The sequence below is a fragment of the Sphingomonas sp. R86520 genome, from assembly GCF_042466285.1.
Lineage (GTDB): Bacteria > Pseudomonadota > Alphaproteobacteria > Sphingomonadales > Sphingomonadaceae > Sphingomonas.
The window spans coordinates 1-24,167 of sequence record NZ_JAXHBZ010000004.1 but is presented as its reverse complement, the minus strand read 5'-3'; the positions used below and the strand labels follow the sequence as shown (position 1 = coordinate 24,167).

Sequence of the window (24,167 nt, the reverse complement as noted above, 5' to 3'; positions counted from 1 at the left end):
CACAGGAGCACGTATGTCTCAGGATCGTCAACTTCAGGAAGCCGTCCTCGCAGAGTTCATCTGGGAGCCCAGCGTCAACGGCGGCCATATCGGCGTTACCGCAAAGGATGGTATCGTGACCCTGACCGGCCACGTCGAGAACTACCTCGAGAAGCGCGCCGCGGAGAAGGCAGCCGCGCGGGTCAAGGGCGTCAAGGCGGTGGTCGAGGAGATCAAGGTCGAACTTCATTCCAGCATGCGCCGCACCGACGAGGACATCGCCAGGGCCGCAGTCGATCGTCTGGCATGGGAAGTCACCGTGCCGCGCGACAAGGTCAAGGTGAAGGTGGAGGGCGGCCTGGTAACGCTTACCGGCCAAGTCGAATGGCATTACCAGCAGGTGGCCGCCGAGCGTAGTGTCCGCGGGCTGATGGGTGTCATCGGCGTGTTCAACCAGACGACGATCAAGCCCCGCGCGGATGCCATCAACATCGGCCACAGCATCGATCAGGCGCTGCATCGTTCCTGGTTCGATCCGAAGACGATCACCGTCTCGACGCAGGGTGGGAAGGTCAAGTTGACCGGCACCGTGGAGACACCGGGTGACCGGCTCGTCGCAGGCGCGACCGCCTGGGGTGCCGTCGGCGCAACCGATGTCGAGAATGACCTTATCGTCGCATGATCTGATCGACCGGGCCGTTCGCGAGACATCGCGAACGGCCTTGGTGTGTGCGCCGCAGTCGCGATCAGCCAAAATGGATACCGACGTGGCCGCTGAGATTTCCACTCCTATCGCTGCGCGGGTCGACCAAGGGGCCGAACCCGACGACAGCGTTTGGACTTGCCCGATGCACCCGCAAGTTCGGGAACGTGCCGCGGGCGCGTGCCCGGTTTGTGGCATGGCGCTCGAACCCGAAGTGCCGACGCGGGCGATGGCGCCCAATCCCGAGCTTATAGATTTCACGCGACGGCTTTGGGTCGCGAGTGCGTTCGCGATTCCTCTTTTGATCATCGCGATGGCCACGAACATGCCGGGGTGGACGCACATCGTTGGGACCCACGTCGCCTGGATCCAACTCGCTTTGGCTTCGCCGATCGTCCTGTGGGCAGGGGCACCGTTCTTTCAGCGGGGGTGGTTATCGCTGCGTACCCGACAACTCAACATGTTCACCCTGATCGCCCTAGGCGTCGGGGCGGCCTTTCTCTTCAGTCTGGTGGCAACGATCACACCCGGCCTTATCCCTGCGGCCGGCGACGGGCACGCAGTGCCGGTTTATTACGAGGCGGCCGGCGTGGTGGTGACACTGGTCCTGCTGGGACAGGTGCTCGAACTCCGCGCTCGTGCGCAGACTGGCCAAGCAATACGGGCATTGCTGGATCTCGCCCCCGGAACGGCCAGTCGCGTGATGCCAGATGGCACCGAACGCGTCGTACCCGTCGCCCGTCTTACCGTTGGCGATAGGGTGCGCCTGCGTCCTGGAGAAGCCATCCCGGTCGATGGCGTCGTGCTGGAGGGGCAGTCTTGGATCGACGAGTCGATGCTGTCCGGCGAGCCCTCGCCACAGGCGAAGCAGGTCGGCGCGGTCGTCACCGCTGGCACCGTGAACGGCGCCGGCAGTTTCATCATGGAAGCGCGCGCGGTTGGGTCAGCGACCATGCTGGCAAAGATCGTCCGGATGGTCGCAGATGCGCAGCGCAGTCGCGCGCCGATCCAGGCCCTCGCGGATCGCGTGTCCGCCTGGTTCGTGCCGGCTATCGTTCTGGTAGCAGTCGGCACCTTCGCGATCTGGATGCTGGTCGGCCTCGAGCCTCGGGTCGGCCATGCCCTGCTGAACGCTGTCTCGGTGCTGGTAATCGCTTGTCCCTGTGCGCTCGGTCTCGCAACGCCGCTCTCGATCATGGTCGGGACGGGGCGTGGCGCGCGGGCCGGCGTCCTCGTTAAGGCCGCCGAGGCGCTACAGATGTTGGATACGGTCGACACGCTCGTCATCGACAAGACGGGCACCCTCACCGAGGGCAAGCCTAGCGTGGTGGGCATCGAAACAACGGGCGACTTCGAGGCGGATACCGTGCTTGGTCTCGCAGCGGCGGTCGAGGCGATGTCTGAGCACCCCCTGGCTGCCGCAATCGTCGCGGAAGCGCGCGCGCGGACATTGAAATCTGGTGCGGTATCGAACTTTGCGTCGCAGACAGGTTCGGGGGTCAGCGCCATGGTCGAGCGCCGGCAGATATCGATCGGCAACGAAGCGCAGATGGGCACCGTCGGCGTCGACATCGCACCCGTCGCCGAGGCGGCAGAACGGTGGCGCCGTCAGGGAGCGACCATCGCTTTCGTCGCAATCGACCGGGTCCTTGCGGGACTGGTCGCCGTCGCCGACCCGATCCGACCATCGGCAGCGCCTGCCATCATCGCACTTCGGCAGGAAGGCCTTCGCATCGTCATGTTGACCGGCGACAGCCGGGGCACCGCCGACGCCGTGGGGCGCACGGTTGGGGGACTGGACGAGGTTCGCGCGGATCTGCGGCCCGAGGACAAGGCCCGCATCGTCGCAGAACTGAAAGCGACCGGTGCGAAGGTCGCGATGGCCGGCGACGGCGTCAACGACGCGCCCGCTCTTGCCACGGCCGACGTCGGTATCGCGATGGGCACCGGCACCGACGTGGCGATCGAAAGCGCCGGCGTGACGCTCATCGGCGGCGATCTTATGGCGATCGTAAGGGCGCGACGACTTGCGCGTGCGACGATGCGCAACATCCGGCAAAACCTGCTGTTTTCGTTCGTCTTCAACGGGCTTGGCGTGCCGATCGCGGCGGGCGCGCTCTATCCGTGGACCGGTCTGCTGCTATCACCGATGCTCGCTGGCGCCGCCATGGCTTTGTCGTCGCTGCTGGTTGTCCTGAACGCGTTGCGGCTGAGGACGGTGGCTCTGTGATCGCGATCATCGGTCGATCGAACCATAACCGCGGGCGCTATTACGCCGCCGCGTGCTACCTAACCTGCGTCAATCGGAAGGAATATCTATCACCGTAAGCCCCGACGACCGCGTTTCATCATTCTGGGGTGCCAAACGGCTGAGGCTCGCCGTGGAGGCTGCGGGCGTCGCTCTATGGTCCTGGAACGTCGATGATGATCTGTTCGAAATGGACGATCGGGCGTTCGAACTCTGGGGAGTCGCGCCCAGCGGGGCAGTCACTTTCGAGGATCTTTCGGTCCATATCCATCCATTGGACAGGGACCGGGTACGGGTAGCATTCGCTGCGACACGCGCTGTTCTCGGAGCCTACGAGATCGATTTCCGGATCATGATCGGGGATGAGATTCGCTGGATCTCCGCGCGTGGCAAGGGCGATGACATCGGTATCGTCGATCGCGTGATGTTCGGCATCTTCCTCGACGTTAGCGCTCGCAAGCAGGTCGAGGAGAGCCAGGAATTGCTCGCTGGCGAGATGAGCCACCGGGTCAAGAACTTATTGGCCATCGCGTCGGGTCTGACGGAAATCACGGCTCGGACGTCCAAGTCCGCGCCTGAAATGGCCAAGGCACTGTCCCAGCGCCTGGTTGCCCTGGGTCGCGCTCACGATTTGACGCGGCCAGTGCCGGGCGGTGACGTGGACGGCGCATTGCTCGGTGATCTGCTTTCGGTTTTGCTCGCCCCCTACGACGACGATGGTGCCTTCAGCGGACGGGTGCGGGTAGCCGTGCCGAGGATGCGCGTCGGCGAACGCGCGGCGACCACGCTCGCGCTAGTGATCCATGAGCTTGCGACCAATTCACTGAAATATGGCGCGCTTTCGACCGCGAGCGGCACCCTCGACCTTTCGCAGCGTATCGAAGCGGAGGGCTTTGTCCTTCTGTGGACCGAGCGGGGCGGGCCGCCGGTAGTCGCGCCGGAAGGCGCTGGAGGCTTTGGCAGCACGCTGATCAAGCGCAGCATGACTGGCCAACTTGGCGGTTCGATCGAATACGACTGGTCGAGCGAGGGCGTCGTCATTGCTCTCTGCATCGATCCCGCTCGACTTGCCTGATGCGGGGCTTGCGTAGTTCCCGAGGCTGCCCGGGCGGGTACACATCACTCTAAAGCGGGCGTCCCAGATCCTGCGCTCTTCGCGAGCTGTGATCCGCTTGATGGCATGACCGCGCCAGCGAGCGACCTCGGATGCAAGCGACTCGTCCATGAAAGCTCTCGTCTACAAGGGCCCAGGCCTCAAAGCGTATGAGGAACACGCCAAGCCGGAGCTTCGCGATCCGACCGATGCCATCGTCCGGATTACCCGGACGACGATCTGCGGCACGGACCTGCATATCCTGAAAGGCGACGTCGCCACTTGCACGCCGGGGCGGATCCTCGGCCACGAGGGCGTGGGCGTCATCGATGCCGTGGGGGCTGCCGTGACCGCGTTCAAACCGGGAGACCGGGTCCTGATCTCGTGCGTCAGCGCCTGTGGCAAGTGCGAATATTGCCGCAAGGGCATGTTCTCCCACTGCACGACGGGCGGCTGGATCCTCGGCAACACGATCGACGGGACGCAGGCGGAGTTCGTGCGAACACCGCATGCCGACACCAGCCTATATCCCATCCCGGAAGGGGCGGACGAAGAGGCTCTTGTCATGCTCAGCGACATCCTCCCCACCGGTTTCGAGTGCGGCGTCCTGAACGGCAAGGTGCAGCCTGGTGCGACCGTGGCGATCGTCGGTTCGGGACCGATCGGCCTGGCCGCGCTGCTCACCGCGCAATTCTATTCGCCGGCCGAGATCATCATGATCGATCTCGACGACAACCGCCTGGATATCGCCAAGCGCTTCGGCGCAACTGCGACCGTCAACAGCGGGGCTGGCACGGCCGTCGAGCAAGTGATGGCGATGACTGGTAATCGCGGCGTCGATACCGCCATCGAGGCGGTCGGCGTGCCCGCGACCTTCGAGATGTGCGAGCGGATCATCGCGCCTGGAGGCGTGATCGCCAACGTCGGCGTCCACGGCAAACCGGTTGCCCTCCATCTCGAGGCGCTGTGGGACCGCAACATCGCAATCACGACGCGCTTGGTGGATACCTCGAGCACGCCGATGCTGCTGAAGATCGTGGGATCGAAGAAGATCGATCCCACGCTTCTCATCACCCACCGCTTCAAGTTCGAGCAGATGCTCGAGGCCTACGAGACCTTCGGGAATGCCGCGGAAACCAGGGCGCTCAAGGTCATCATCGAAGCCTGACCGACACCGATGCACACGATCCGGATCCCGAAAGGACCAGCCATGACCTACCAGAGCCTTAATCCGTTCGACGGCACGCTGATCGAGAACTTCACCGACTTGTCCGACGTCGATTTCGAGGTGAAGCTGGCCGCGGCGCAAACCTGCTTCGAGACATGGCGGCACACCAGCTACGCCGAACGCGCCGTCATCATCGCGCGGGCAGCCGACCTCCTCGACGAACGGGCCGACGAGCTCGCGCGGACCATGACCCTGGAGATGGGCAAGCGCATAGGCGAAGCACGCGGCGAAGTCGCCTTCAGCGCGCGCATCATGCGATATTACGCCAAGAACGCCGAACGTTTCCTCGCACCGACCAAGCTCGATCCGACCGTCGGCGAGGCACACATGGAAAGCAGCCCGATCGGCGTCATCTTCTGTGTCGAGCCGTGGAATTTCCCGTATTACCAACTCGCCCGGATCGCTGGCCCGCACCTGATGGCCGGCAACACGCTGGTGGTGAAGCACGCCGGGATCGTGCCTGGATGCGCGATCGCCTTCGAGAAGCTGCTTCTCGACGCAGGCGCCCCGGTCGGCCTCTATACCAACCTGCTCATCACCCATGAGCAATCCGATCGCGTGATCGACGATCCGCGCATCAAGGGCGTCGCGCTGACCGGTAGCGTCGCTGCGGGCCAGAGCATCGCGGCGCGCGCCGGGCGCAACCTGAAGATCTCCTCGATGGAACTGGGCGGCAGCGATGCCTTCATCGTGCTCGATGACGCCGATCTCGATCACACCATCCCGTGGGCGGTCTGGGGCCGCATGTACAATACCGGCCAGACCTGTTGCGCGGCCAAGCGGTTCATCGTCGTGGAATCGCTGGCCGACGCGTTCCTGACACGGTTTCAGGCCGCGCTCGAGGCGTTGCGGGCCGGCGATCCGCTGGATGCGGCCACCACGCTAGGGCCGCTCTCCAGCGAAGCAGCGTTGGTCCAGCTGGTGGCTCAGGTCGATGTCGCCGTTGCGCACGGGGCCCGGCTCGTGATGGGCGGTAAACGTATCGATCGACCCGGCGCGTTCATGGCGCCAACCATCCTCGCCGATATTGCGCCTGATAATCCCGCGTTCCGGGATGAGTTTTTCGGGCCGGTGGCATCGTTCTACCGGGTAAAGGACGAAGCGGCCGCCATCGCGCTCGCCAACGATTCTGACTTCGGGCTAGGCGGGTCGGTATGGACGAAAGACGTCGCGCGCGGTCGCCGGGTGGCCAGCAAGGTCGAGACGGGGATGATGTTCATCAACAATATCGATTGGTCCGATGCCGAGCTGCCGTTCGGCGGCATCAAGAACTCAGGCTATGGCCGCGAGTTGGGCGACATGGGGATCCAGCAGTTCGTTAACAAGAAGCTGGTCCGCACGGCGTCGATGCCAGCGCCTGCCTGATGGCTTTGTAGTCTTAGACGGGTCGAGTCTGCCGGGCTGCATCGAGGTAGCTGCTGCCACCTTGATCGGTGGCGAGCCCGGCAGTCGCGGTCACGACGTCGCCATTTCGGCGTATCGGAAAACGAAAGGGACGTGGCACCGATGACCTTGTTGTCGCTCCTCTATGTGAGTCGAAGCACCATTGCGGCCTCGGTGGCCGAAGCGGCTGTGTTGGACATCGTCGCGACGGCCCACCGAAGAAATCCGCTGTTGAACCTGACCGGGGCGCTGATCTTCACCGGATCGAACTTCGCCCAGATCTTCGAAGGACCCACGGCATCGGTCGACCTCATGATGGGCTCGATCGAATCCGATCCTCGGCACAAGGACATTGTCGTCGCTGATCGGCTGCCGGCGCTCCACCGTCGTTTTGATGAGTGGAGCATGGCCTATTCGGGTCGCGTTCGTTTTGTAGAGCGCCATATCACCGCATTGTTCGATCCAGCTGCCGGGATGCAGAAGGGCGAAGCCGCCAAGCAGTTACGAGCCCTGATCTACGAGTTCTCGCTCTGATGTTCGGCGTATCCGAAATCACCGCTCAGCCATTCAACCGGTTCAGGGTGTATTCGCCCCAGTACGATCCGCAAAATAGGGCAGGGCAGACCAGCGATGCAGCGTTGATACTTCCAGTCAGCATGTCCGTCGCATGGTGCGCCGAGCTGCTTGCGGTGATTGGCATCCAGCAAGAGCTCGTACTCATATGGCGCCCGTAATTTTGCAGGATGCTGGCGGGATCACTCCCCGGCCCTTGCGGCGTTCGCGCCTCATGACGATCGCCTTCGGCTTTATCGTCGCGGCGATCTCGGTCATCTTCGTCTGGTCGGTCGCTGCCTTTGTTGGTGCCATCCTTTGGAGCGTCGTCGCCACGATCATGTTCTCACCGCTCAACGAGTGGGTTCTGGCGCGCTTTCCTCGTCGGAAAAATCTGGCCGCGGCCGTCACTCTTCTGGTGGTCATTGCAATGGCGGTTCTGCCAGCCGTCGCGCTGACGATGTTCCTGCTCGACCAGGCAGGAACGATCTACGCCGCGGTTCAAACCGGCCAGATCGACATAGCCGCTACGTTCGAGCGTCTTCAGGCGTCTCTCCCGGACTGGACGACCGGTTTGTTGCGACGGACTGGGGTCACCGATCTGGACTCGCTCCGCGAACAGATCTCGATCGGTATCACAGCCAGACTGCAGGTGCTGGCTTCGCATGCTTTGACGATCGGGCAAGGGGCGGCGAGCTTCCTACTCTCGCTGGCAGTGATGCTGTACCTGACATTCTTCCTGCTGCGCGACGGGCGCGCCTTGGCACGAACGATCGGCTCGGCCGTCCCGCTTATCGCCGACGACCGCCGGCTGCTTGCCGATCGCTTCGTAGTGGTAGTCCGCGCGACGGTGAAGGGAGGCGTTATCGTTGGCGTAGCGCAAGGGTCGGTAGGCGGTGTCATCATGGCCCTGCTCGGTGTCCCGAACCCTCTCCTCTGGGCGGTTGTGATGGCGCTTTCGTCGCTCTTGCCCGCGGTTGGGACTGGCATCGTCTGGCTGCCGGTGTCGATCTACCTCTTCGCGACGGCGGGCATGTGGCATGGACTTGCGATGCTATTTTCGGGTCTCCTGATCATAGGATCGGTGGACAACGTGCTTCGCCCGATATTGATCGGACGTGAGACGAAGATACCGGACTTCCTCGTGCTGGTCGCGACCCTCGGCGGCCTTGCGGCATTCGGCTTCAACGGGCTTCTGATCGGTCCCCTGGCGGCTGCATTGTTCATCTCGGTATGGGGGCACGTGACCCCCGGTCTGACGAGATCTGCGGCCGGGGGGAGCGATCACGCCTGCCTTCCCGCAGACCCAGCTGGCATGGCGGAGAGCCACGCGCGTGGAACGTGCCCTCGACGCGAGGACCTCAAGCCGTAGAGGCGCTTATCGCCGAAGCCATCGGTAAAGCCGGCCAATTTGTCATCGAACGCTCGAGAGAGACCCATGCGGGACACGTAGTGTCTCGTCCGAATAGCCAGTGATCCGCTCGTTATCATACGCGGCCATCATCCGGACGCGCTAGGTCCGACAGCGACGAGGTGCTCGAATAATCTGGTCGTGCGCTCGCCGGGAGGGGCCGCTCTGGCGGCCTCGATCGCCGCTCTGTTCAAGCGACGTGTGCCCGGCGCGAAGGCATCAGCCGGCTGCTGCATGCCGTGGGAGGACGCGGTAGCAGAGCTATCCGGTGCGACGCTGGCGTTGCCTTCAGCCTCCGCGGCGGCGATCACGCGAAGGCTGTTGTGGGCGACCGTCGGATCGACGCGGATCGTCGGCATTTCGGGTGCCGGTATCTTTGTCCGCGCCGCCAGCTTCTTCTCGACATAGTAGCGGACCTTCTTGCCGTAGGTCGCATACATGCCACGCCGGAATACGATCAAGTCGTTCTCGGGCAGCATCTCGACCTCCTGCGGCAGCAGAAGCGGCCGGCGCTGATCCGATTCCGAAGTCGACCCGCCTCCGCCGCCCCAGGTGCCCATCGAGCGCGATCGGGCCTTGAAGGTGTAGGTGCCCAACTGATCCGAAACTTTCTTGGCATCCGATAGCCCTGCCGGGCGCAGGACCAATCTCACGGCACAGTTGCGCTCGATGTCGGCGGCGACCTTGTCACCATAGACACCCTGGATCTGCTCCATCGACTGGAATGCCGGAAGCAGGCGCAATCCATAGCCCGCGACATAGCTGAACGCATTTGCCAGCACCGAGCATTTCCCGAGACTCGCAAACTCGTCCAAGGCGACCAGCACCTTGATTTGGTGCCGGTCGCCCTTCGGCAGCTCGCGGACGTTTCGGTCGATGAGCTGCTGGAACAACAATCCATAGATTGGGGCCACCCGTTCGAGATCGTCGGGAGAGACGCCGAGATACAGTGAAATCCGCCGGTCGCGAAACTCGCTTAGGTCGAAATCGCTCTCGGACGTCGCCGCGTCGACATACGGGTTCAGCCAGGCGTTGATCTTGGCAGTTACCGACTGGCGAATGGACGTGAACGTGTTGGGCGATGCGGTCACGAAATCCCGGAGCGCCGAGACGCATCCTCCCGAGAGCGGCTTGCCGGCCTGCTCCCGCTTCGAGATTATCCTCGGGAAGCGTTTGGCGGCGTCCCCCGCAGCAAACTGACGGTAAATCTCGCCGATCGTAAAGGGCAACGCGTCATTACCATCGTCCACCGTTGCCGCCACATAGGCCGCGACTCCCAGGAAGGCGGTCCGCGCGCTCTCCGCCCAGAAGCTCTCGCCCGACAGCGGGTCGGGAAACAGCATGACGCCGATCTTCTGAAGCTCGTTGATCACCTCGACCGGGTCCCGGCGGTTGATGTAGCTCAGCGGGTTGTAGCGGACGGTCCGGCCCTGTGGGTCGAGAGGGTTGAACAGGAGAACCTGCTGCCCGAGCACCTTCAGCCGATATCCGGCGGTATTGTCGTAATTCTCCTGCTTGATGTCGAGCACGACCAGAGAATCGAGCCAGTCGAGCAGATTTGGAATGATGACGCCCACGCCTTTGCCGGCACGAGTCGGGGCCTCGAGCAGGACGTGTTCGGGACCGCCGAAGCGCATGACCTTGCCGCCGAACTTTCCCAGTACGATCCCGGATTGGGCGAGCAGCAGGCCTTTGCGGACTTCCCCAACGCGTGCCCATCGCGCCTCGCCGTGAAGTTTCTGTCGGGAAAACAGCGTGGACACGACAATGGCGATCGTCAGGACCAGGCCGATCCCGAGCCCTATGAGAAACGGCGTGTAGACGATCGGATACCCCTTCAGCGCCCATAGGGCGGCCGGCACCTTGCGCCACGGGGTATGGACGTTGAGAAGGTGGGCACGCCAAAGGACGGCGAGGGCGCCGATCGCGGCGCTGACGAACAGGCCGACGACGCAGAGGAACGCGATCGCGCCCGGCTGCGACCCTTCGTCGCTTCGCACCCACTTTCCGTTCATGCCGGCATCCCCTTCAGTCGGTCGGCTTGCTCGCCGGATCGAACCATACTTCGGTCATGCGATAGCGTGCCGGCTGGCCCTCGCCGGGCGGCAGGCGGTGCATCTGCACGACGATATCGACGAGGGAGCGCAGCAGCGCCCGAATGTCGTGACGGTCCAGATCGTTGCCGCCTTCCGACTCCTTCACCAACAGCGTCAGCTGCTCGAGCGCACCCTCGGCGGTATTGGCGTGGACCGTGGTGATCGAACCGGGATGACCGCTGTTGACGTTGCGCAGGTAGAAGAACGCGGTGCCGTCCCGCAGCTCCTGCAGAAGGATGCGGTCGGGCCGCATCCGCAGCGCCGACTCTAGCAACTCCTTGGCGCCGGCCTTCTGTAGGCTCTTCCCGTCTTTGGCGTACATCATGTGGACGTGGTTGCGCTGGGGTACGACCAGCTCGCGTGTGTCCTCGATTGTCAGGATCCGCTCATAGTCCGGGATCAGCTTGATGAGTCCCTTCGAAAAGCTCGTCTTGCCGGACCCCGTCGCTCCGGAAATGAGGATGTTCTTGCGGGCTTCGACCGCCAGCTTGAAGAACGCGCGCCAGTCGCCCGCCTCGCGTAGGCGCAGCAGGTCGGGGTCGACCTCCTCGTAGAGACCGTGCGCGCGGACCTCGCTGAACAGGCCGCCGCGCTCGAAATCGTCGATGTCCATTGTCACGCCCGACGCTTTGCGGATCGTAATCGAGATGAAGCCTTGCTCGACTGCCGGGGGAACGACGACCTGTGCGCGCTCGCCGCCCGGCAGGACCGAGGAGCAGATCGGATATTCGGAATTGATGTCCTGCTTGGTCAGCCCCGCGATCAGCTTCGCCAGCGTCATGAGTGCCGCATTGTCCAATGCGGGCTCCTCATGCCACTCCCAGCCATCCCGCGTTTCAAGGCCGATCATCCCCGGCTCGTTGATGACCAGCTCGGTCACATCATCGCGCAGAAGGTGCCGTCGGATCGGCTCGGCATTATGCTCGTAGATCAGCGACGTCGGACTGGATGCCACGGCCTTAACGCCTCAGTCCCACGTCATAGACCGAGCGGAAATCGAAGTCCTTGGCGACGAAGATCGCAGCGGTGTCGCCTTGGTTCTTTTTCAGGATCGGCTTGATGTTCATGGTTTGCTGAAGGACCGTCTGCCCGGTTTGCCCGGGAACCTGCGTGGTGTTGCTTCCCTCATTGGCAACCGCCCGACCGGCGATCTGCGAGGCATCCTCCAGCACGGAGATGACGAGCCCAACGCCAAACCGGGCCCAGAATTGCGTATCGACACCGCCCGGCAAACCGGCCCGACCAAGGCTATCAGCTGCCGGTGACCCGAGGTCGATTGCGACGCCGCGTGGTGTCAGGGCGCGCGTCCACAGCACAAACAGGCGCGCTTGCCCCTGCGTGATGCCGCCGGAATATTGCCCGAGGACCTTGGTCCCCTTGTCGAGAAGGACGATGCGGCCGTTCTCGGAATAGACATCGTGATTGATGACGCAGGACACGAACCCGGCCTGAGTCGAGTTGATCGCCGTTTGGAGCGTGCAGGGGATGACCGTGCCCGCACTCAGCAGAAGGTTGCGGTCCGCGACCATCGTTGCCCGGACCGTCTGGATCGCGGCATGGCCGAGCTGATCGCTGAAATCGGTCGAGCCCTTGCCAATCTCGGCCGGACTGTCTTCCCCCGGCGCTCCGAAGCCACTGGCACCTAGACCCCGCCGCGCGACGGTGGATTGTCCAGCGCCGCGCGTCCGGTCGTCAAGGTCCATCCCCTGTTGGGCGTCGGCACCGGGCGCGGAGGCGGGAAGAGCGGTAGAGGTCAGCCCGGTGTTGCCAAAGGCCATGATCGGCGATCGCCGCGCTGCATCGGCCATGGCGCGCGCCTGCTCGGCACGTCGCTGCTTGGGAGATTGCTGTCCGTTCGCCGTGGCGGTGGTTGTCCCGCCCGTTGTCGGCACCGGATTTCCGTTGGCATCGGCGACCTGCGTCCCCGCCGCTGCGGCGATCGGCCGCCCGAAAATGTCGGTCTGCGCCGCACCCTGCTGGCCAAGCTGACCCGCGAGCGCCGCTCGCTGCGCGTTCGGTGATCCCATCACGTCGTCCACGGAGCGGTCACTAGCCTTGGCAGGCTGCGCCGCAGCCGCGGTGCTCGCCGATTGGTGGAACGCACCATAGCCTATCACGATGCCGCCCATGGCGCCGAGCAGGCCGATGCCCGCACCGATGAAAGCGATATTGCCCCACCCGCCGCTACGCGCGACCGGGCTATCCACCTCGCCTGAAGCAACGGTGTCGGCAGCGACCTCGCCGCCGCGGTCAATGACGGTTCCGACCATGTTACTGCCCCTTCACTTTGCGTTCGACGACGTTGGAGACGGTGCCCGTTCGATCGCCGCGATCGTTCCGCGGTGGCGCCTCGTTGTAGATGCACAGCACCGTCGCCCCGCGCCGCAGGCGTAGCTGACGGTAGACCGCATGGATCACGACGAAATCCTCGCGAACATCGTAGGGGACGATCGTCTCGGTCCCGTCGACGTCGACCGCGAAGATCGAGGGAATGTCGGCGTGGCCCGGATAGCGCAGCACGGTGAACTCGCCGTTGTCGGAGATCTCCGTGGGTTGCAGCGCGACGTCACCCTGCACGGTGTAATTCATGTTCCGGGTGCCCTCGATCACGGCATGGTCGAGCGCGGCGGTGGTGATGGTGGTCTCGACTGCCTTGGCGGCCTGGATCTGGGCAAGCTGCAGCTGCAGCGCCGCCATCGCTCGTTCCTCGCGCGGATAGCGGAACCGCACGCCGTACATCGTGGCGCCGGTCCCTAGCGCGAGGTTGAAATGATAGGTGCGCGGCCCGCCGCCCGCGTTGGTGACGACGATCAGGTTGGTGCCTCCAGCCCTCTCGCGGGGCTTGATAAAGACGATATTGCCTACGGGCGCGATCTGCCAGGAGACCGTATCGCCCAAGGCGGCCTGCGTGACCGTTTCGCCGGGCCCGAACTGGATTTCGATCGCGTGCCGGAAACTGCCAACGATCGTCACCACCTGATCCGGATCGTAGTTGACGTTGCGAACGCGGGCGTCCTTGGCCCCGGGAACGGGGGTCTCAGATGCGGACGCGGGGTGAGGCGCGAGCGTGACTGCCGCGGCACCCACGATCGAGAATGCGACGAGGCGGTGCCATACCGCCCCGACCCCGCGCCAGAAGCGGTTCCTGGCGCCATCCTCCGTCAGCACTAACTCCGTCGCCCGCGGTGACAGGCGCAGGTCCAGCGTCTTGCGGAGGGCGGGCAGGAAGGGGATGACGACACGGTCGCCCTTGTCCGACGTATTTGGCTGATCGCTCATGTCACGCCTCCGGGTCAGAACGATAATTCACGACCTGAAAGCCGAGCGGATTGATATTCCGATCCTTCTCATGCTCCGGCGCCGTCGTGTATCTGAAGGTCATGATCGCGTTCCAATTTTGCGCGATCGGCGTGTTCTGCCCGAAGGTAATGATCTTCGTGAAGCGGACCTGCGCCACGGTAGGACTGAGGAAACTGATCGTCCGGATCGAGATCGAGACGAAGCCCTTGTCGCCATAGATGTTGGAGGGCGCGTTCTTGTTGTTGGCCTGAACGCTGTTCAGATAGCGACCGCTCTCGGCCTGATCGCTGGTCAGCATGACGGTATAGGCGTTCTCGCGCGCGGCATCGTTGAGCCAGCCTTCGCGCAACCGCACATATTGCGAGATGAAGTAGCGGTTGACCGCATCCTCATAGGTACGCGGCTGCGGCCCTTTGAGCGCGGTCACGACCTGCGTCTCGCCCGAGCTCTTGTCCACCCTGATGACATAGGGCTCGACGGTCTTTAGCGGACTCAGCATCGCGACTGCCGCAACCGACGCCACGGCGAGCGTGCAGGCACCCGCGGCGACACCCCAAGCGAGCCGCTTGGACTGGATCGCCGCACGCATACGATCATATTCCCACGTTCTCGAGGTCTCGTAGTATTTCTCTTTATCTTCGGCCTTCACCGCGCCCATGGCGTCGATCCCTTCAGCAGGAGGAGTAGGTCGGCGCGACGTCCTGCTCGGACATGCGTGGCGCCGATCGCGGGATATTCATGGCCCCAGGTCCGATAGGGGCGGCAGGCGCGCCCACGGCACCGGGCGTCGGGGCCGGAGCCGGAGCGGGGAGCGGCATCGGTGCCGGCTCGCGAGATGGCGGAGCCACCATCGACTGCCCTGCGCCCTGCTGTGACGCCGGCAGGGGCACCGGCAAGCTCGGCAGGATCGACCCGTAGAGATTGGCGGGACGCCGGTGCTTGCCGTCGCAGACCGAGACGGGCTTGATACGGGTCCCGGTGCAGCCGCCAAGCGCAAGCGCGCCTATCGCCACGATGGTCAGCCTTTTCATACGGTCTCCGTTCGTAAGGTCCCGCACCTGCGGTGTTTCGTGATTCATGGTTCTGGACGGGCCGGCCGGTTTAGCTGGACCGAGAGGCCGAGCCGCCCGTGCCGCTTCCTGCTGCGGGGGGACGGTTCGCCTGCGCCGCGCGCCGGAACATGAGCCGATTGGTCAACATGTTCGCCCCGGTCTGCAGGAACCCGTGGCCGCCGGATGACGCACCACCCGAGATACCCGCAGCGATGGCCGGCGATTGAAAGAAGAAGATCGTGCCGACGATGTAGATCGCCGCACAGGCGATCGTCGCGACGAGCATCACGGCAGCTTTCAAAACGATGTAGCCGTCCTGCGCCATGACGAAGGACGAGCCATCCTCGGGGATCGATCCCATGATACCGTCCATCGCGGCTTCCTGGAGGCCGGTGATGAACTTCGTCATGATCGCCATGACGACCATCAGCAGGATGAAATTGACGGTCTGCTTCAACCACCCGTCGAACAGCCAGCGGGAGGAGTTGAAAAGCAGACACGCCAGCGCGAGCGGTGCGAGCGCTACGCATATCGCGACCGACAGTTTGGCAAAAATGACGATGCAAAAGCCAATCGACGCCGAAAGGAACGCGAAGATGTAGAGGACGGCGACGCACAGATAGGTGATCAGGGTGGCGCTGAGCTGGATCACTGGCGTGCGAAAGTCGGTGATGCCCTTCTGCTCCTGCGACTGAACTTTCAGGTTCGCATTGACCAACTTCTCCGAAAGCTTGCCGGTATCGGAGACATAGGTATCGAAGGTGGTGCCCGGGTTGGTGACGGGCGTGCCCGATCCGGCCGCGATGATATCGCTCGGCAAGTTGGTGACTACGTTCACCACAAACGCCGAATAGCCGACCGCGCTGGCAGCCGCGAGGGCGAACCCGACCTTGCCAGCCTGGAACACCAGTTCGCGCAAGGGGGCCTGGATAGCACCCCGCAGCACGGCGAAGCCCAACAGCAAGAAGTAGATGATCGCCGCCAGCGCCAAAGGCGCTGCAACGAAACTGACGAGCCCCGACCCGAAGCTCGCGACCGAGGTCGCTATGGCGGTCTCCACATACGAATACATCGTCGTGAACAGCGTCATTATGTTGGGTGGGCCGGCAGCCATTACGTCAGGTTCCGATCTTCGGCGATCAAAGCGCGGCGATCAAAGCGCAGCGAGTAAGTCTACTTCTTGCGGATCGTGTTCTGTTTGAAGAAGTCGGCTTCTTCGTTACCGGCCTTGGTCTGGGCATCCGAGATGGTGGCGTCTCCGGTCGTCGCGCACATTTTGGCCTTCTGATCCGCAGGGAGATGGCTGTACTCCCCCGCGTCGCACTTCGCCTGCCACTCCGTGAGGAGTTGCGGACTGGCGATCAGCTCCTTGGCGGTAGGCACCACGACGTTCTGCTGGCATCCGCAGACGACGAGCAAAGAGCATAGGGCTAGTATCTTGCGCACGATTACTTCCTGATTGTGTTTGCACTGAAGAATGCTGCTTCGTCGCGACCGGCCGCCACTTGCGCCGCACTGATCTGCATGTTCGCCTGACCGGCCTGGGCCATCTGGATCGCCTGCATCTTGAGCATATCGTTCTGAAGCTGCGCCTGCTCGACCGAAATACGGGCTTGCAGGTCCATCACGTCCTTCGGATCCTTGGCATACGACAGCTGCTCGCGGAGCTGGTCGAGGCCCTGCATCCGGGTCTGGGCGATGCTGAGCGTATGCTCACCCAGGGCGGCCGTGGCGGCCGATGAACCGGTCGCGTCCCTGAGCGCCTGGTTGTAGGCCGCGTCCGCGTCGGAGGACGATGTTGCCGGCAGTGCGTAACGAGACTGGATGCTCGATGCGAGCGAACCCAGCGATCCGATCTTCGACAGGTCGCCACCGAGCAGCGTCGCGGCGTCGATCGTCGTGTTAGGCAGGATGTTGCGCACCTGCGCGTTGAGCAATTGCGGGGCGACAGCGTTGACGTTGGTCAGCTTCTGAAGCGAGCTGAGTGTCGTCGTCGCCGTCTGGATCTGCTGCTCGCCCTGCTGGATCATTTTGATCGTATTCTGAACCTGGGCGAGCGCTTGCACATAGGTGGACGTGTCAAAAACGGGGATGCCCTGCGCAGCAGCCGGCGACGCGAACGCAGCGAGCGCGATCGGCGCGGCTGCAACCATGATGATGCGCTTTAGCGACATGTCAGCTTCTCCTTTGATTTGCATAGAAATGCGGCAGCCACGCCGCTGGATCGTTGCCTGCTAGGGCAATCGCCTCCTCCATGGCGACGAGGGTCTCCTCGCGGCCAGAAAGCACTTTCAGCTCGTTGGGCATCCCGCCGAGATCGAGCTTCGCGACGATAGAGGTGTGCCCTTGCTTGACCAAAAAGGTGCGGCTCTCCGGCGTCAGATCCTCACGGATCAGCCGGTACTCCGCGTCCGTCAGGCCCAGCCCGTCGCAATAATCCGATCGCTTGGCGTCCGAGTTGGGAAGCAGGATCTTGGTCGCGGTCTGTTCGATGATCGAGTGCGCGATCGGCGACCGCAGCGCATCGGCCGGCGACTGCGTGCCGAACACCATGAAGGCGTTGCGCTTACGGAAGGTCTTGAGGCCGTCCTGCGCAAACGCCCGAAAGGCATCGTCCTGAAGCGCCTTCCAGAACTCGTCGACGTCGACCACGACACGCTGCCCGTCCAGCAACTCATCGACGCGGTGGAATAGGTACAACATCGTCGGGGTGCGGATTTCCGGGTTCTCCAGGAAGTCCGTCATGTCGAAGCCGATGAACCGCGCAGACATCGACACCTCGTCCTGCGGACCGTCGAAAGCCCAGCCGAGCGGGCCGCCCAGACACCAACGCTCCAGCCGGGCGCCGATGCCCTCGGCATCGGCGTAGCCCAGCATCTCACGCAGGGCGCTGAAGGAGCGTGACGGCCCCGGCAGCCGCATCACCGCCTCGATACCCTCGTCGATCAGTCGCTCTTCGGCGACGCTGAGCGGCCGGTTGTCCCGGCGTACCAGGACACGAATGAACTGCCGCAGAAACGCGATGTCGTGCGGAGACGGAGTCAGACCCTTCAACGGCGCGAAGCCGGTCGGCTCGCCATCGCGCAGCGCCAGATAGGTGCCGCCACAAGCGCGCACGAAAATCTCGGCGCCGCGGTCCTTGTCGAAAAACACCTGCTTCGCGCCGGTCTTTTCGAGCTGCGCTTGAAGGAAGTTCTGCAGCACCGTCTTGCCGCCACCGGTCGGCCCGATGATGAGCGTGTGGCCGATGTCGGCCCGGTGGAAATTGAACCAGAAGGAGGAGCCCGCGCGGGTCTTGAGCAGCGTCACCGCCTCGCCCCAGTGGTTTCCCGACTTGCGGCCGGCCGGGAAGGTGTAAAACGGGCTCAGGCCTGCAAAATTGCGCGTGTTGATGACCGCGGGGCGCGCGCGCATCTTGAAATTGCCGGGAAGCTGCGCCCAGAAGGCGGCCTCAAGCGCGACGTCCTCGCGCGCCATCACCATGCCCGTATCGGCCGCTGCCGATCGGGCGATCGACAAGCGCTCGAGCAGCCGCTTCGGGTTCTCGTCGATGACCGCGATCGAGAGGTGATGCTCGCCCATGGCGAAGCGGTTCGCCATGAGATCGTCGACGCCGTCGAGCAGCTCCTCCGCCTGGCTGACGCCGGCATCGTCCGAGGAAACCATCTGCTTGTATTTTTTGGTGAACCGCTCGCTCGCGACCGACTTCACCAACGGCGCGAAACTCTGGGTCAGCACGAACGGGAAGTCGAGCGTGAGCAGGCTGTTGAACTGACCGGTCCGCGTGCTGGCGACATACTCGCGCACACCGAACATGCCGAGGAAATGCGACTTGTGCGGCAGCCGGATCTCGGCCGCCTCGCGACCGAACACCACCCGTGAGGCATACAGGGCTTGACCCAGCCTGCCGTCGAGCAGCGGCACGCGGATGCGGTCGCCGGTCAGGATGAAGTGCAGCACCTCCATCGGTCGGGAAAAAAGGATGCCGTTGTGCTCATACATCGAGAGCGGCTCCGGCGTGACATCGGCGAGCAGCGTTTCGAAGTCGCGGCACTTGTCCGCCATGATCGTGAGCGCGCGATCGTCGATCTCGGCGTTGGCTTTTCGCCTCGAGAAGAGCCGCGTCACCTGCTCGCCGGCCATGCTCGACGGCCGCACGATGATCGTGACGTAGAACTCGTTGTGGTAGAGAACCTTCTCCTTCAGCGTGTCGGCGTATTTCTCCTGCAAGGTTCGCGCGAAGTCGGAGTGGAAGTCGCCGCCGAGAACGGGGTCGGTGGCTGTCCGCACGAGGTGGGTCCACAGCGCGACGCGATCGTCACCGATCGAGCGCCACGCGATGTTGAGCTTGTTATGCCAGGTGTTGAGGTCGCCGATGTCGCTGGTCTCGAACGGCCGCCCATCGACGCGGTACATGCGCATGAGCGAGCCGTCTTCGAGAGCAACCAGCGTGTCGTCGACGTGCCGCGTGTAGGGAATGAACTTGATGTCATCCGTCTCGCGAACCGCGATCTTCTTATGCCTCAGCCTGGTATCAGTCATTGCCGAAATGCTTCCGCTTCACGCCTTTGGCGAGGCGGACGGGAGAGTAACTCCCACCCCCCCAGAACTTGCGGTTTTTGGATAGGAAGCCGGTCTGGAACCACAGGCCCCACAGCCGGAACGCATTGAAATCGTAGTGACAGATCATGCGCGCCGGGAAGTAGAGCGCTCCGAACAAGGCGAGGGGGTAGAACGGATTGTGGAAGATCCCCCAGATCACCATGCAGACCATGATGATCGGCAGGATCGCCTCGAGCGGCAATCCCATGAACACCGATGGTCTGGTCAGGGCGAGGAACACCTTATCCTCGGCGAGCTTGTCGTCCATGTTACGCAGATCCGCCCATCCAGCCGACGATCGTCGCTGCCGAGAAGATGATGCCAATGCCGATCAGCACCGTGACCGCTTTTCCCCAATCCATCCGACCGGTCAGCTTGGCATAGCCAACCGCCATGACGGCGATGACACCGACGACGGACGCGACGGTGGTCATCCAGGTCCTGATCGTGCCAAGCCCGGTCTCGATCGACGTGCCGCTGCTCTGTGCAAGGACGGGCTGCGCAATCGAGAGGAGAACAAGCGCACCGGCAAAGCCGATGACCTGCCGGGCGCGGGCGTCGGACATCATCCTGCCCATGGGCTGAGTGAACTTCATACGGGTCTCCATGGCTTGAGGTTACCTCTCGAGATCGTGGGTGGGTCGGATCTGCTCGACCTGCCGCACAGGTGTCGGCTCGCGGACCGAAACATCGAGGCCGCGCCGCAGCACGTCCGAGATCATGTGGCGGCTCTCGACGCTCGCGGACGCCATCCAGTCCGCGTCTCCGTCGAAAGCTGCACCGAGATGCTGTTCCATCGCCGCCTGCGCCTGCAGCGCGTTGGCGAGGCGCGGCTCGGCAGCAATCCGCTTCGCCTCGCCATGCAGGAACAGCTCGGCCAGTTCGTCATTCTCGTGACGTCGCTTAGGCGCGGGCCGATGTAGGCGCTCCTCCCGGACGAGGAGTGGTTCCGGTTCGGGCTGCCGTTCGGGCTCGGCCGTCGACCCCCCGACCAGGCGGTCTTCGCGCGCGCCGGCGAGTTCGTCGCCGAGCGACATGTTCGCGCCGACTTCCCTGCCGACTTCGTGCCGGTTGAGCGCGGACCGGACGAGGTAGATCGCGTCGGCGACCTCGCCGTCCCACGCTCCCTCGCGCGCCATCCGGCGCAGATCGTCGGGTTCATAACCGGCCCTGGAGAAGGCGCTGACCAGCGTCGGGCTGTCCAAGGCCCGCTCCAGCGCCCCGTTCAGCGCATCCCTGTTCAGATCGATGCGCTCGGCCTGGACCTCGCTGCGCAGCGGCTCCATGTCCGCGCTGACGGCCTCGTAGAGCGCCTTGCGATCCTGCGTGTGGACGCTCACCGTCAACAGGAGGCGCTTGTCCGCGTCGGATAATTCGGTGCTGCTTCCGCTTGGCAACGGCTGAAGCGCGCCGTTCTTCTCCACGTCGGCCGACGGCGCGAGGATAGTCGCCTCGGCCGCTCCGACAGCCGCCGTCGCAGCGACGGGTTCGACAGTCGGAGCCGGCTTCTCCGCCACCTCACGGTCGCGTCGTGCAGCAGCGGCGCGACGCAGCTCTTCCAACCGCGCCTGTTCGTCGAAGCTCGGCTCATAGCCGCGCACCGTCAGGCCTTCGCGCGACGCCGCCGTCCACACGGCCTGGCGAAACTCAGGCGAACCTTCGACGTCGATCCCCGCCCAGCCATTGTGCTTGGCGATCGTGACCAGGGCCGAGACGGTCTCGGGGTCCTCGTTTCGAGCAATGATGCGATCGCCGGCGATCTCGATCGACGGGTTGTCACGATCTGTCGGCAGGAACATGCCGACGCGGCGCTCGCTGCCGTCGGACGGCTCGATGATACGCACCTGATAACGTGTCGCCAGTTCGGGCGGAATCTGGAACGCCGCCTGTCCGGCTTGCGTCTCCGCGTCGCGTCCGCCCCGCGCAACGCTGTTATCCGCGGTCATTTGAAGACCTCGACTGTGCTGGAAGCGATCTGCCCCACCACCCAGCTATCGATGGCGACCGCTGGTTTGGTCGGGCTCGCCGTCGGAACCGCCGCGGACGGTGAGCCCGGGATGGGCGGGGGTGTCTGGATCGTCCCCATGCCGCTCGCCGTCGACCAGACGCGACCGACATAGCCATTGCGGAAACCGCGCGTCAGCGTGCCGGTGTTGTAGAGCGAATAGGTCGCGGAGATCGCGTCCAGCCCCGTATAATGCTGGATCGCGAGGCCATATCCCGCCCGCAGCATCGAGGATGCGAGCCGCAGGTTCGTACAAGGGTCGAAGGCCTGCTCGACAGTGACACCCAATCGCGCGAAATTGGCCGAGTTCACCTGCGCCAGCCCGACATCGACGGTATAGCCGGCCGCCATATACCGGCGCACCAGCGCGACACCGTCGGCGATAGACGCGGCGCGGACACGCGGCCCCTTGTTGATATTGATCGACAGATCGTCGCCGCTGCTTTCGGTCAGGACGAGGGGAACGACCGCCTCGGTCGCGATCTCAGGCGCGCATTGCTGCGCGAGCATGATGATCGCGGCGACGGCGTGGATCATTGCGGCGTCACCGTCTGGTAGCGGGTGTCGAGCGCGTACCGCGACGTTCCGCCATCGGCTTGCGTCACGGTCAGGTCGTAGCCGTGCTTGGCCTTCGTCGTCTTGATGCCGACTCCGGTGCAGGTCGGGAACGACCCGCCGATAGCGAGGGCGTTCCAGAGTTTCGTGATCGGCGGGACGCACTCGGCATATTTCGTCGGCGAACCGGGGGTCGCGAGGCAGAGGACGACCTGACACCCCCAGTCCGACGCGTAGGCAGGTTGCGGGACGGCAACCGCCACGACGCCGGCCGCGCACAGCGCGATGGCGCCAATAGTGCTGCCCAACTTCGTCATCGAATGTCGGATCATGAGCCACCTCCATGAGTTGCGCGCCATTCCTCGATTGCGAACACGTCCCATTGCGGCGGGGCTTTCGCGGCAAAGGCGAGGGTCGAGGCGGGCGCGGTCGGCGCCTTGGCTCCGACGGGCGTGGGCGATGCCGGCTTGTCCGCTTGTGCGACGGTGATGAGCCAGTCCTCGTCGCCTTCGACCGGTCGGGTCCGGTCGATGACCTGCCCAGGCCGCGCGAACGCGATATGCCAGTGGTTCGAGTGACCGCGATCTCCCGGCCCGAGCAGCTCGATGATACGAATGCCGCTCTGTCCCATGAGGGCGCGAACCTGCTCGCGGTCGATCGCGTCGACGCCGCCTGCTGGCACGAAATCGATCGCTTGGCCGTATTTATGCCAGCTATACCGGGCGCCGTAGCTGGCGTTCCTCGGGCGGATCGTATCGGTGATCCGCGCGCCAAAGGCGCGACGGACGAGGGCAGCGACGTTCGACACTGAGGGCGCGCCGAGGGAGCCGACAGGAGACTGGTCGTCTTCGATATGCGCGAGCGCGCAGGCATCAAAAACGCTCGCCGACGTGATACCGTAACTCGCAAAGTCGTGGCCCGCGATCTTCAATGGTCCAGCGCTAAAGTCGGCACCCAGCGCGATCAGGTCACGCACCGTCGCCTCTGCGTCAGCTGCGTTGCTCGGCTGCCTAGCAAGGACCGCACCCGAACGAACGGAGACCGTGAGCGACGCGGGAGATGGCGTTCCGGCCCCGGCAAGCCCGGCGGCACAGAGTTGAATTGCCTTCGCTACAATACTTGCCGGAAGCACATCAACGCACCGTTACTGAATTGTACCCAAGCAGATGTCAGTATCTGAAAGACATCTGCATCAAAAGGTTAGGTCCGAAGCTACACGCAAACAACAGCATATTTGGAGCGAACCAGTCACGATTATGGAGTAATGTGGTGGAAACCATTGCGACTAGATGCGCGCTATTGCACTCTGATCCTTGGAGGCAATGTTTAGACGGCTTTGAAAATCGTGAGCAAGGCCAGAGCCTAGCTAATTAACTTGTCGAGTGATTTCGGGACGACTGGGAACAGCGTGGATATGCGGGCGATGAGCTCTTGAAGCTGCAAGCTATATCAGGCGGGTTGGCGCTCTTAATCGCCATCGCTTTTTGGCATCGGCCAACCGACGACGAACGGGCTGTGAAGCGAGGTGAGGTTTCGACCTGCCGCGTCGCCGCGACGGATGACTTCTGCGATGCCGTTGCCGGCCTATCGACGGCGCTCCGCAATCCCCTCTTGCGGGTGGACCGAACCAGCATCCTGCCGCCCCGCGACACGCCAGGGGCGGTCGCCCCTTCTATCACCCAGGCGAACATCGGCGCGACGATCTGCCGACCCGGCTATGCTCGATCGGTCCGCCCCGCATTTGCGGTTACCGAGCCGATCAAACGGCGTTTGATGGACGCGCAGCATCCGGGCGAGTCGTCAGCCGATTACGAACTCGACCATCTGATCCCGATCTCGCTTGGCGGCGCGCCGCTCGACCTGCGCGATCTGTGGCTGCAGCCCCGGCGCGGCCAGGCGAACGCGGGCGACAAAAATGCCTTGGCCTATGTCTTGTGGCGACTGGTCTGCGAGCGCCGCG

The 24,167-nt window shown here is 63.7% G+C and carries 23 protein-coding genes and 2 pseudogenes; 9 read left to right on the top strand and 16 right to left on the bottom strand.

All coding sequences use genetic code 11. The features are described 5' to 3' along the window. Positions 1-13: 13 nt before the first annotated feature. The 8 genes and pseudogenes from SJY41_RS21980 (at position 14) to SJY41_RS21945 (ending at position 8,558) form a co-directional block, all read left to right on the top strand. Positions 14-661: a BON domain-containing protein gene (locus SJY41_RS21980; protein ID WP_380784462.1), complete on the top strand. Its 648-nt coding sequence runs from the start codon at positions 14-16 to the stop codon at positions 659-661. Positions 662-809: 148 nt separating this feature from the next. Next, positions 810-2,912, top strand: a pseudogene (locus SJY41_RS21975) (copper-transporting P-type ATPase); the annotation flags it as partial. Between the two features lie 208 nt (positions 2,913-3,120). Beyond that, a pseudogene (locus SJY41_RS21970) lies at positions 3,121-3,312 on the top strand (PAS domain-containing protein); the annotation flags it as partial. A 42-nt stretch (positions 3,313-3,354) separates the two neighbouring features. After that, the gene (locus SJY41_RS21965; RefSeq protein ID WP_380784552.1) at positions 3,355-4,005 is read left to right on the top strand and encodes a sensor histidine kinase; all 651 of its coding nucleotides are present in this window, start codon (positions 3,355-3,357) and stop codon (positions 4,003-4,005) included. 148 nt (positions 4,006-4,153) lie between these two features. Next, on the top strand, positions 4,154-5,191 hold the full coding sequence (locus SJY41_RS21960) for a zinc-dependent alcohol dehydrogenase family protein (RefSeq protein WP_380784461.1): 1,038 nt from the start codon (positions 4,154-4,156) through the stop codon (positions 5,189-5,191). Between the two features lie 42 nt (positions 5,192-5,233). After that, positions 5,234-6,616 (top strand): NAD-dependent succinate-semialdehyde dehydrogenase, encoded by a 1,383-nt coding sequence (locus tag SJY41_RS21955; protein ID WP_380784460.1) that lies wholly within the window; start codon positions 5,234-5,236, stop codon positions 6,614-6,616. Between the two features lie 141 nt (positions 6,617-6,757). Beyond that, complete coding sequence (locus SJY41_RS21950) at positions 6,758-7,168, top strand: BLUF domain-containing protein (RefSeq protein ID WP_380784551.1); 411 nt, start codon at positions 6,758-6,760, stop codon at positions 7,166-7,168. Between the two features lie 133 nt (positions 7,169-7,301). Next, entirely contained in the window at positions 7,302-8,558 is a 1,257-nt protein-coding gene (locus tag SJY41_RS21945; RefSeq protein ID WP_380784459.1) for an AI-2E family transporter, read from the top strand. A 128-nt stretch (positions 8,559-8,686) separates the two neighbouring features. On the opposite strand, the gene SJY41_RS21940 is transcribed toward SJY41_RS21945, so the two are convergent. The 16 genes from SJY41_RS21940 to SJY41_RS21865 form a co-directional block, all read right to left on the bottom strand. Then, positions 8,687-10,612, bottom strand: a complete 1,926-nt coding sequence (locus tag SJY41_RS21940; protein WP_380784458.1) for a type IV secretory system conjugative DNA transfer family protein — start codon at positions 10,610-10,612, stop codon at positions 8,687-8,689. A gap of 13 nt (positions 10,613-10,625) precedes the next feature. Continuing rightward, on the bottom strand, positions 10,626-11,648 hold the full coding sequence (virB11, locus tag SJY41_RS21935) for a P-type DNA transfer ATPase VirB11 (RefSeq protein WP_380784457.1): 1,023 nt from the start codon (positions 11,646-11,648) through the stop codon (positions 10,626-10,628). A gap of 4 nt (positions 11,649-11,652) precedes the next feature. Continuing rightward, positions 11,653-12,963: a type IV secretion system protein VirB10 gene (virB10, locus tag SJY41_RS21930; RefSeq protein WP_380784456.1), complete on the bottom strand. Its 1,311-nt coding sequence runs from the start codon at positions 12,961-12,963 to the stop codon at positions 11,653-11,655. Position 12,964: 1 nt separating this feature from the next. After that, positions 12,965-13,972, bottom strand: coding sequence for a TrbG/VirB9 family P-type conjugative transfer protein (locus tag SJY41_RS21925; protein ID WP_380784455.1), 1,008 nt, complete (start codon positions 13,970-13,972; stop codon positions 12,965-12,967). 1 nt (position 13,973) lies between these two features. Further along, positions 13,974-14,651 carry a virB8 family protein gene (locus SJY41_RS21920; RefSeq protein ID WP_380784454.1) on the bottom strand — a complete coding sequence of 226 codons (678 nt, stop codon included), beginning with the start codon at positions 14,649-14,651 and terminating at the stop codon, positions 13,974-13,976. Positions 14,652-14,664: 13 nt separating this feature from the next. Next, complete coding sequence (locus SJY41_RS21915; RefSeq protein WP_380784453.1) at positions 14,665-15,024, bottom strand: hypothetical protein; 360 nt, start codon at positions 15,022-15,024, stop codon at positions 14,665-14,667. Positions 15,025-15,094: 70 nt separating this feature from the next. Beyond that, positions 15,095-16,159, bottom strand: coding sequence for a type IV secretion system protein (locus SJY41_RS21910; protein ID WP_380784452.1), 1,065 nt, complete (start codon positions 16,157-16,159; stop codon positions 15,095-15,097). Between the two features lie 59 nt (positions 16,160-16,218). After that, positions 16,219-16,491: a hypothetical protein gene (locus SJY41_RS21905; protein ID WP_380784451.1), complete on the bottom strand. Its 273-nt coding sequence runs from the start codon at positions 16,489-16,491 to the stop codon at positions 16,219-16,221. Between the two features lie 2 nt (positions 16,492-16,493). Further along, on the bottom strand, positions 16,494-17,219 hold the full coding sequence (locus SJY41_RS21900; protein ID WP_380784450.1) for a type IV secretion system protein: 726 nt from the start codon (positions 17,217-17,219) through the stop codon (positions 16,494-16,496). 1 nt (position 17,220) lies between these two features. After that, positions 17,221-19,587, bottom strand: a complete 2,367-nt coding sequence (locus SJY41_RS21895; RefSeq protein ID WP_380784449.1) for a VirB4 family type IV secretion/conjugal transfer ATPase — start codon at positions 19,585-19,587, stop codon at positions 17,221-17,223. After that, positions 19,580-19,915 carry a type IV secretion system protein VirB3 gene (locus SJY41_RS21890; RefSeq protein WP_380784448.1) on the bottom strand — a complete coding sequence of 112 codons (336 nt, stop codon included), beginning with the start codon at positions 19,913-19,915 and terminating at the stop codon, positions 19,580-19,582. Before SJY41_RS21890 ends, SJY41_RS21895 begins: the two co-directional genes overlap by 8 nt. 1 nt (position 19,916) lies before the next feature. Then, positions 19,917-20,243, bottom strand: coding sequence for a TrbC/VirB2 family protein (locus tag SJY41_RS21885; protein WP_380784447.1), 327 nt, complete (start codon positions 20,241-20,243; stop codon positions 19,917-19,919). Positions 20,244-20,264: 21 nt separating this feature from the next. Continuing rightward, complete coding sequence (locus tag SJY41_RS21880) at positions 20,265-21,593, bottom strand: LPD7 domain-containing protein (RefSeq protein WP_380784446.1); 1,329 nt, start codon at positions 21,591-21,593, stop codon at positions 20,265-20,267. After that, positions 21,590-22,189 carry a lytic transglycosylase domain-containing protein gene (locus SJY41_RS21875; RefSeq protein ID WP_380784445.1) on the bottom strand — a complete coding sequence of 200 codons (600 nt, stop codon included), beginning with the start codon at positions 22,187-22,189 and terminating at the stop codon, positions 21,590-21,592. Before SJY41_RS21875 ends, SJY41_RS21880 begins: the two co-directional genes overlap by 4 nt. Next, entirely contained in the window at positions 22,186-22,539 is a 354-nt protein-coding gene (locus SJY41_RS21870) for a hypothetical protein (RefSeq protein ID WP_380784444.1), read from the bottom strand. The genes SJY41_RS21875 and SJY41_RS21870 overlap by 4 nt, the downstream gene beginning before the upstream one ends. After that, positions 22,536-23,183 (bottom strand): muramidase, encoded by a 648-nt coding sequence (locus SJY41_RS21865; RefSeq protein ID WP_380784443.1) that lies wholly within the window; start codon positions 23,181-23,183, stop codon positions 22,536-22,538. Before SJY41_RS21865 ends, SJY41_RS21870 begins: the two co-directional genes overlap by 4 nt. A 455-nt stretch (positions 23,184-23,638) precedes the next feature. On the opposite strand from SJY41_RS21865, the gene SJY41_RS21860 reads away from it, so the two are divergent. Continuing rightward, positions 23,639-24,167: hypothetical protein (locus SJY41_RS21860; protein WP_380784442.1), on the top strand; the 529-nt coding region annotated here is incomplete at its 3' end.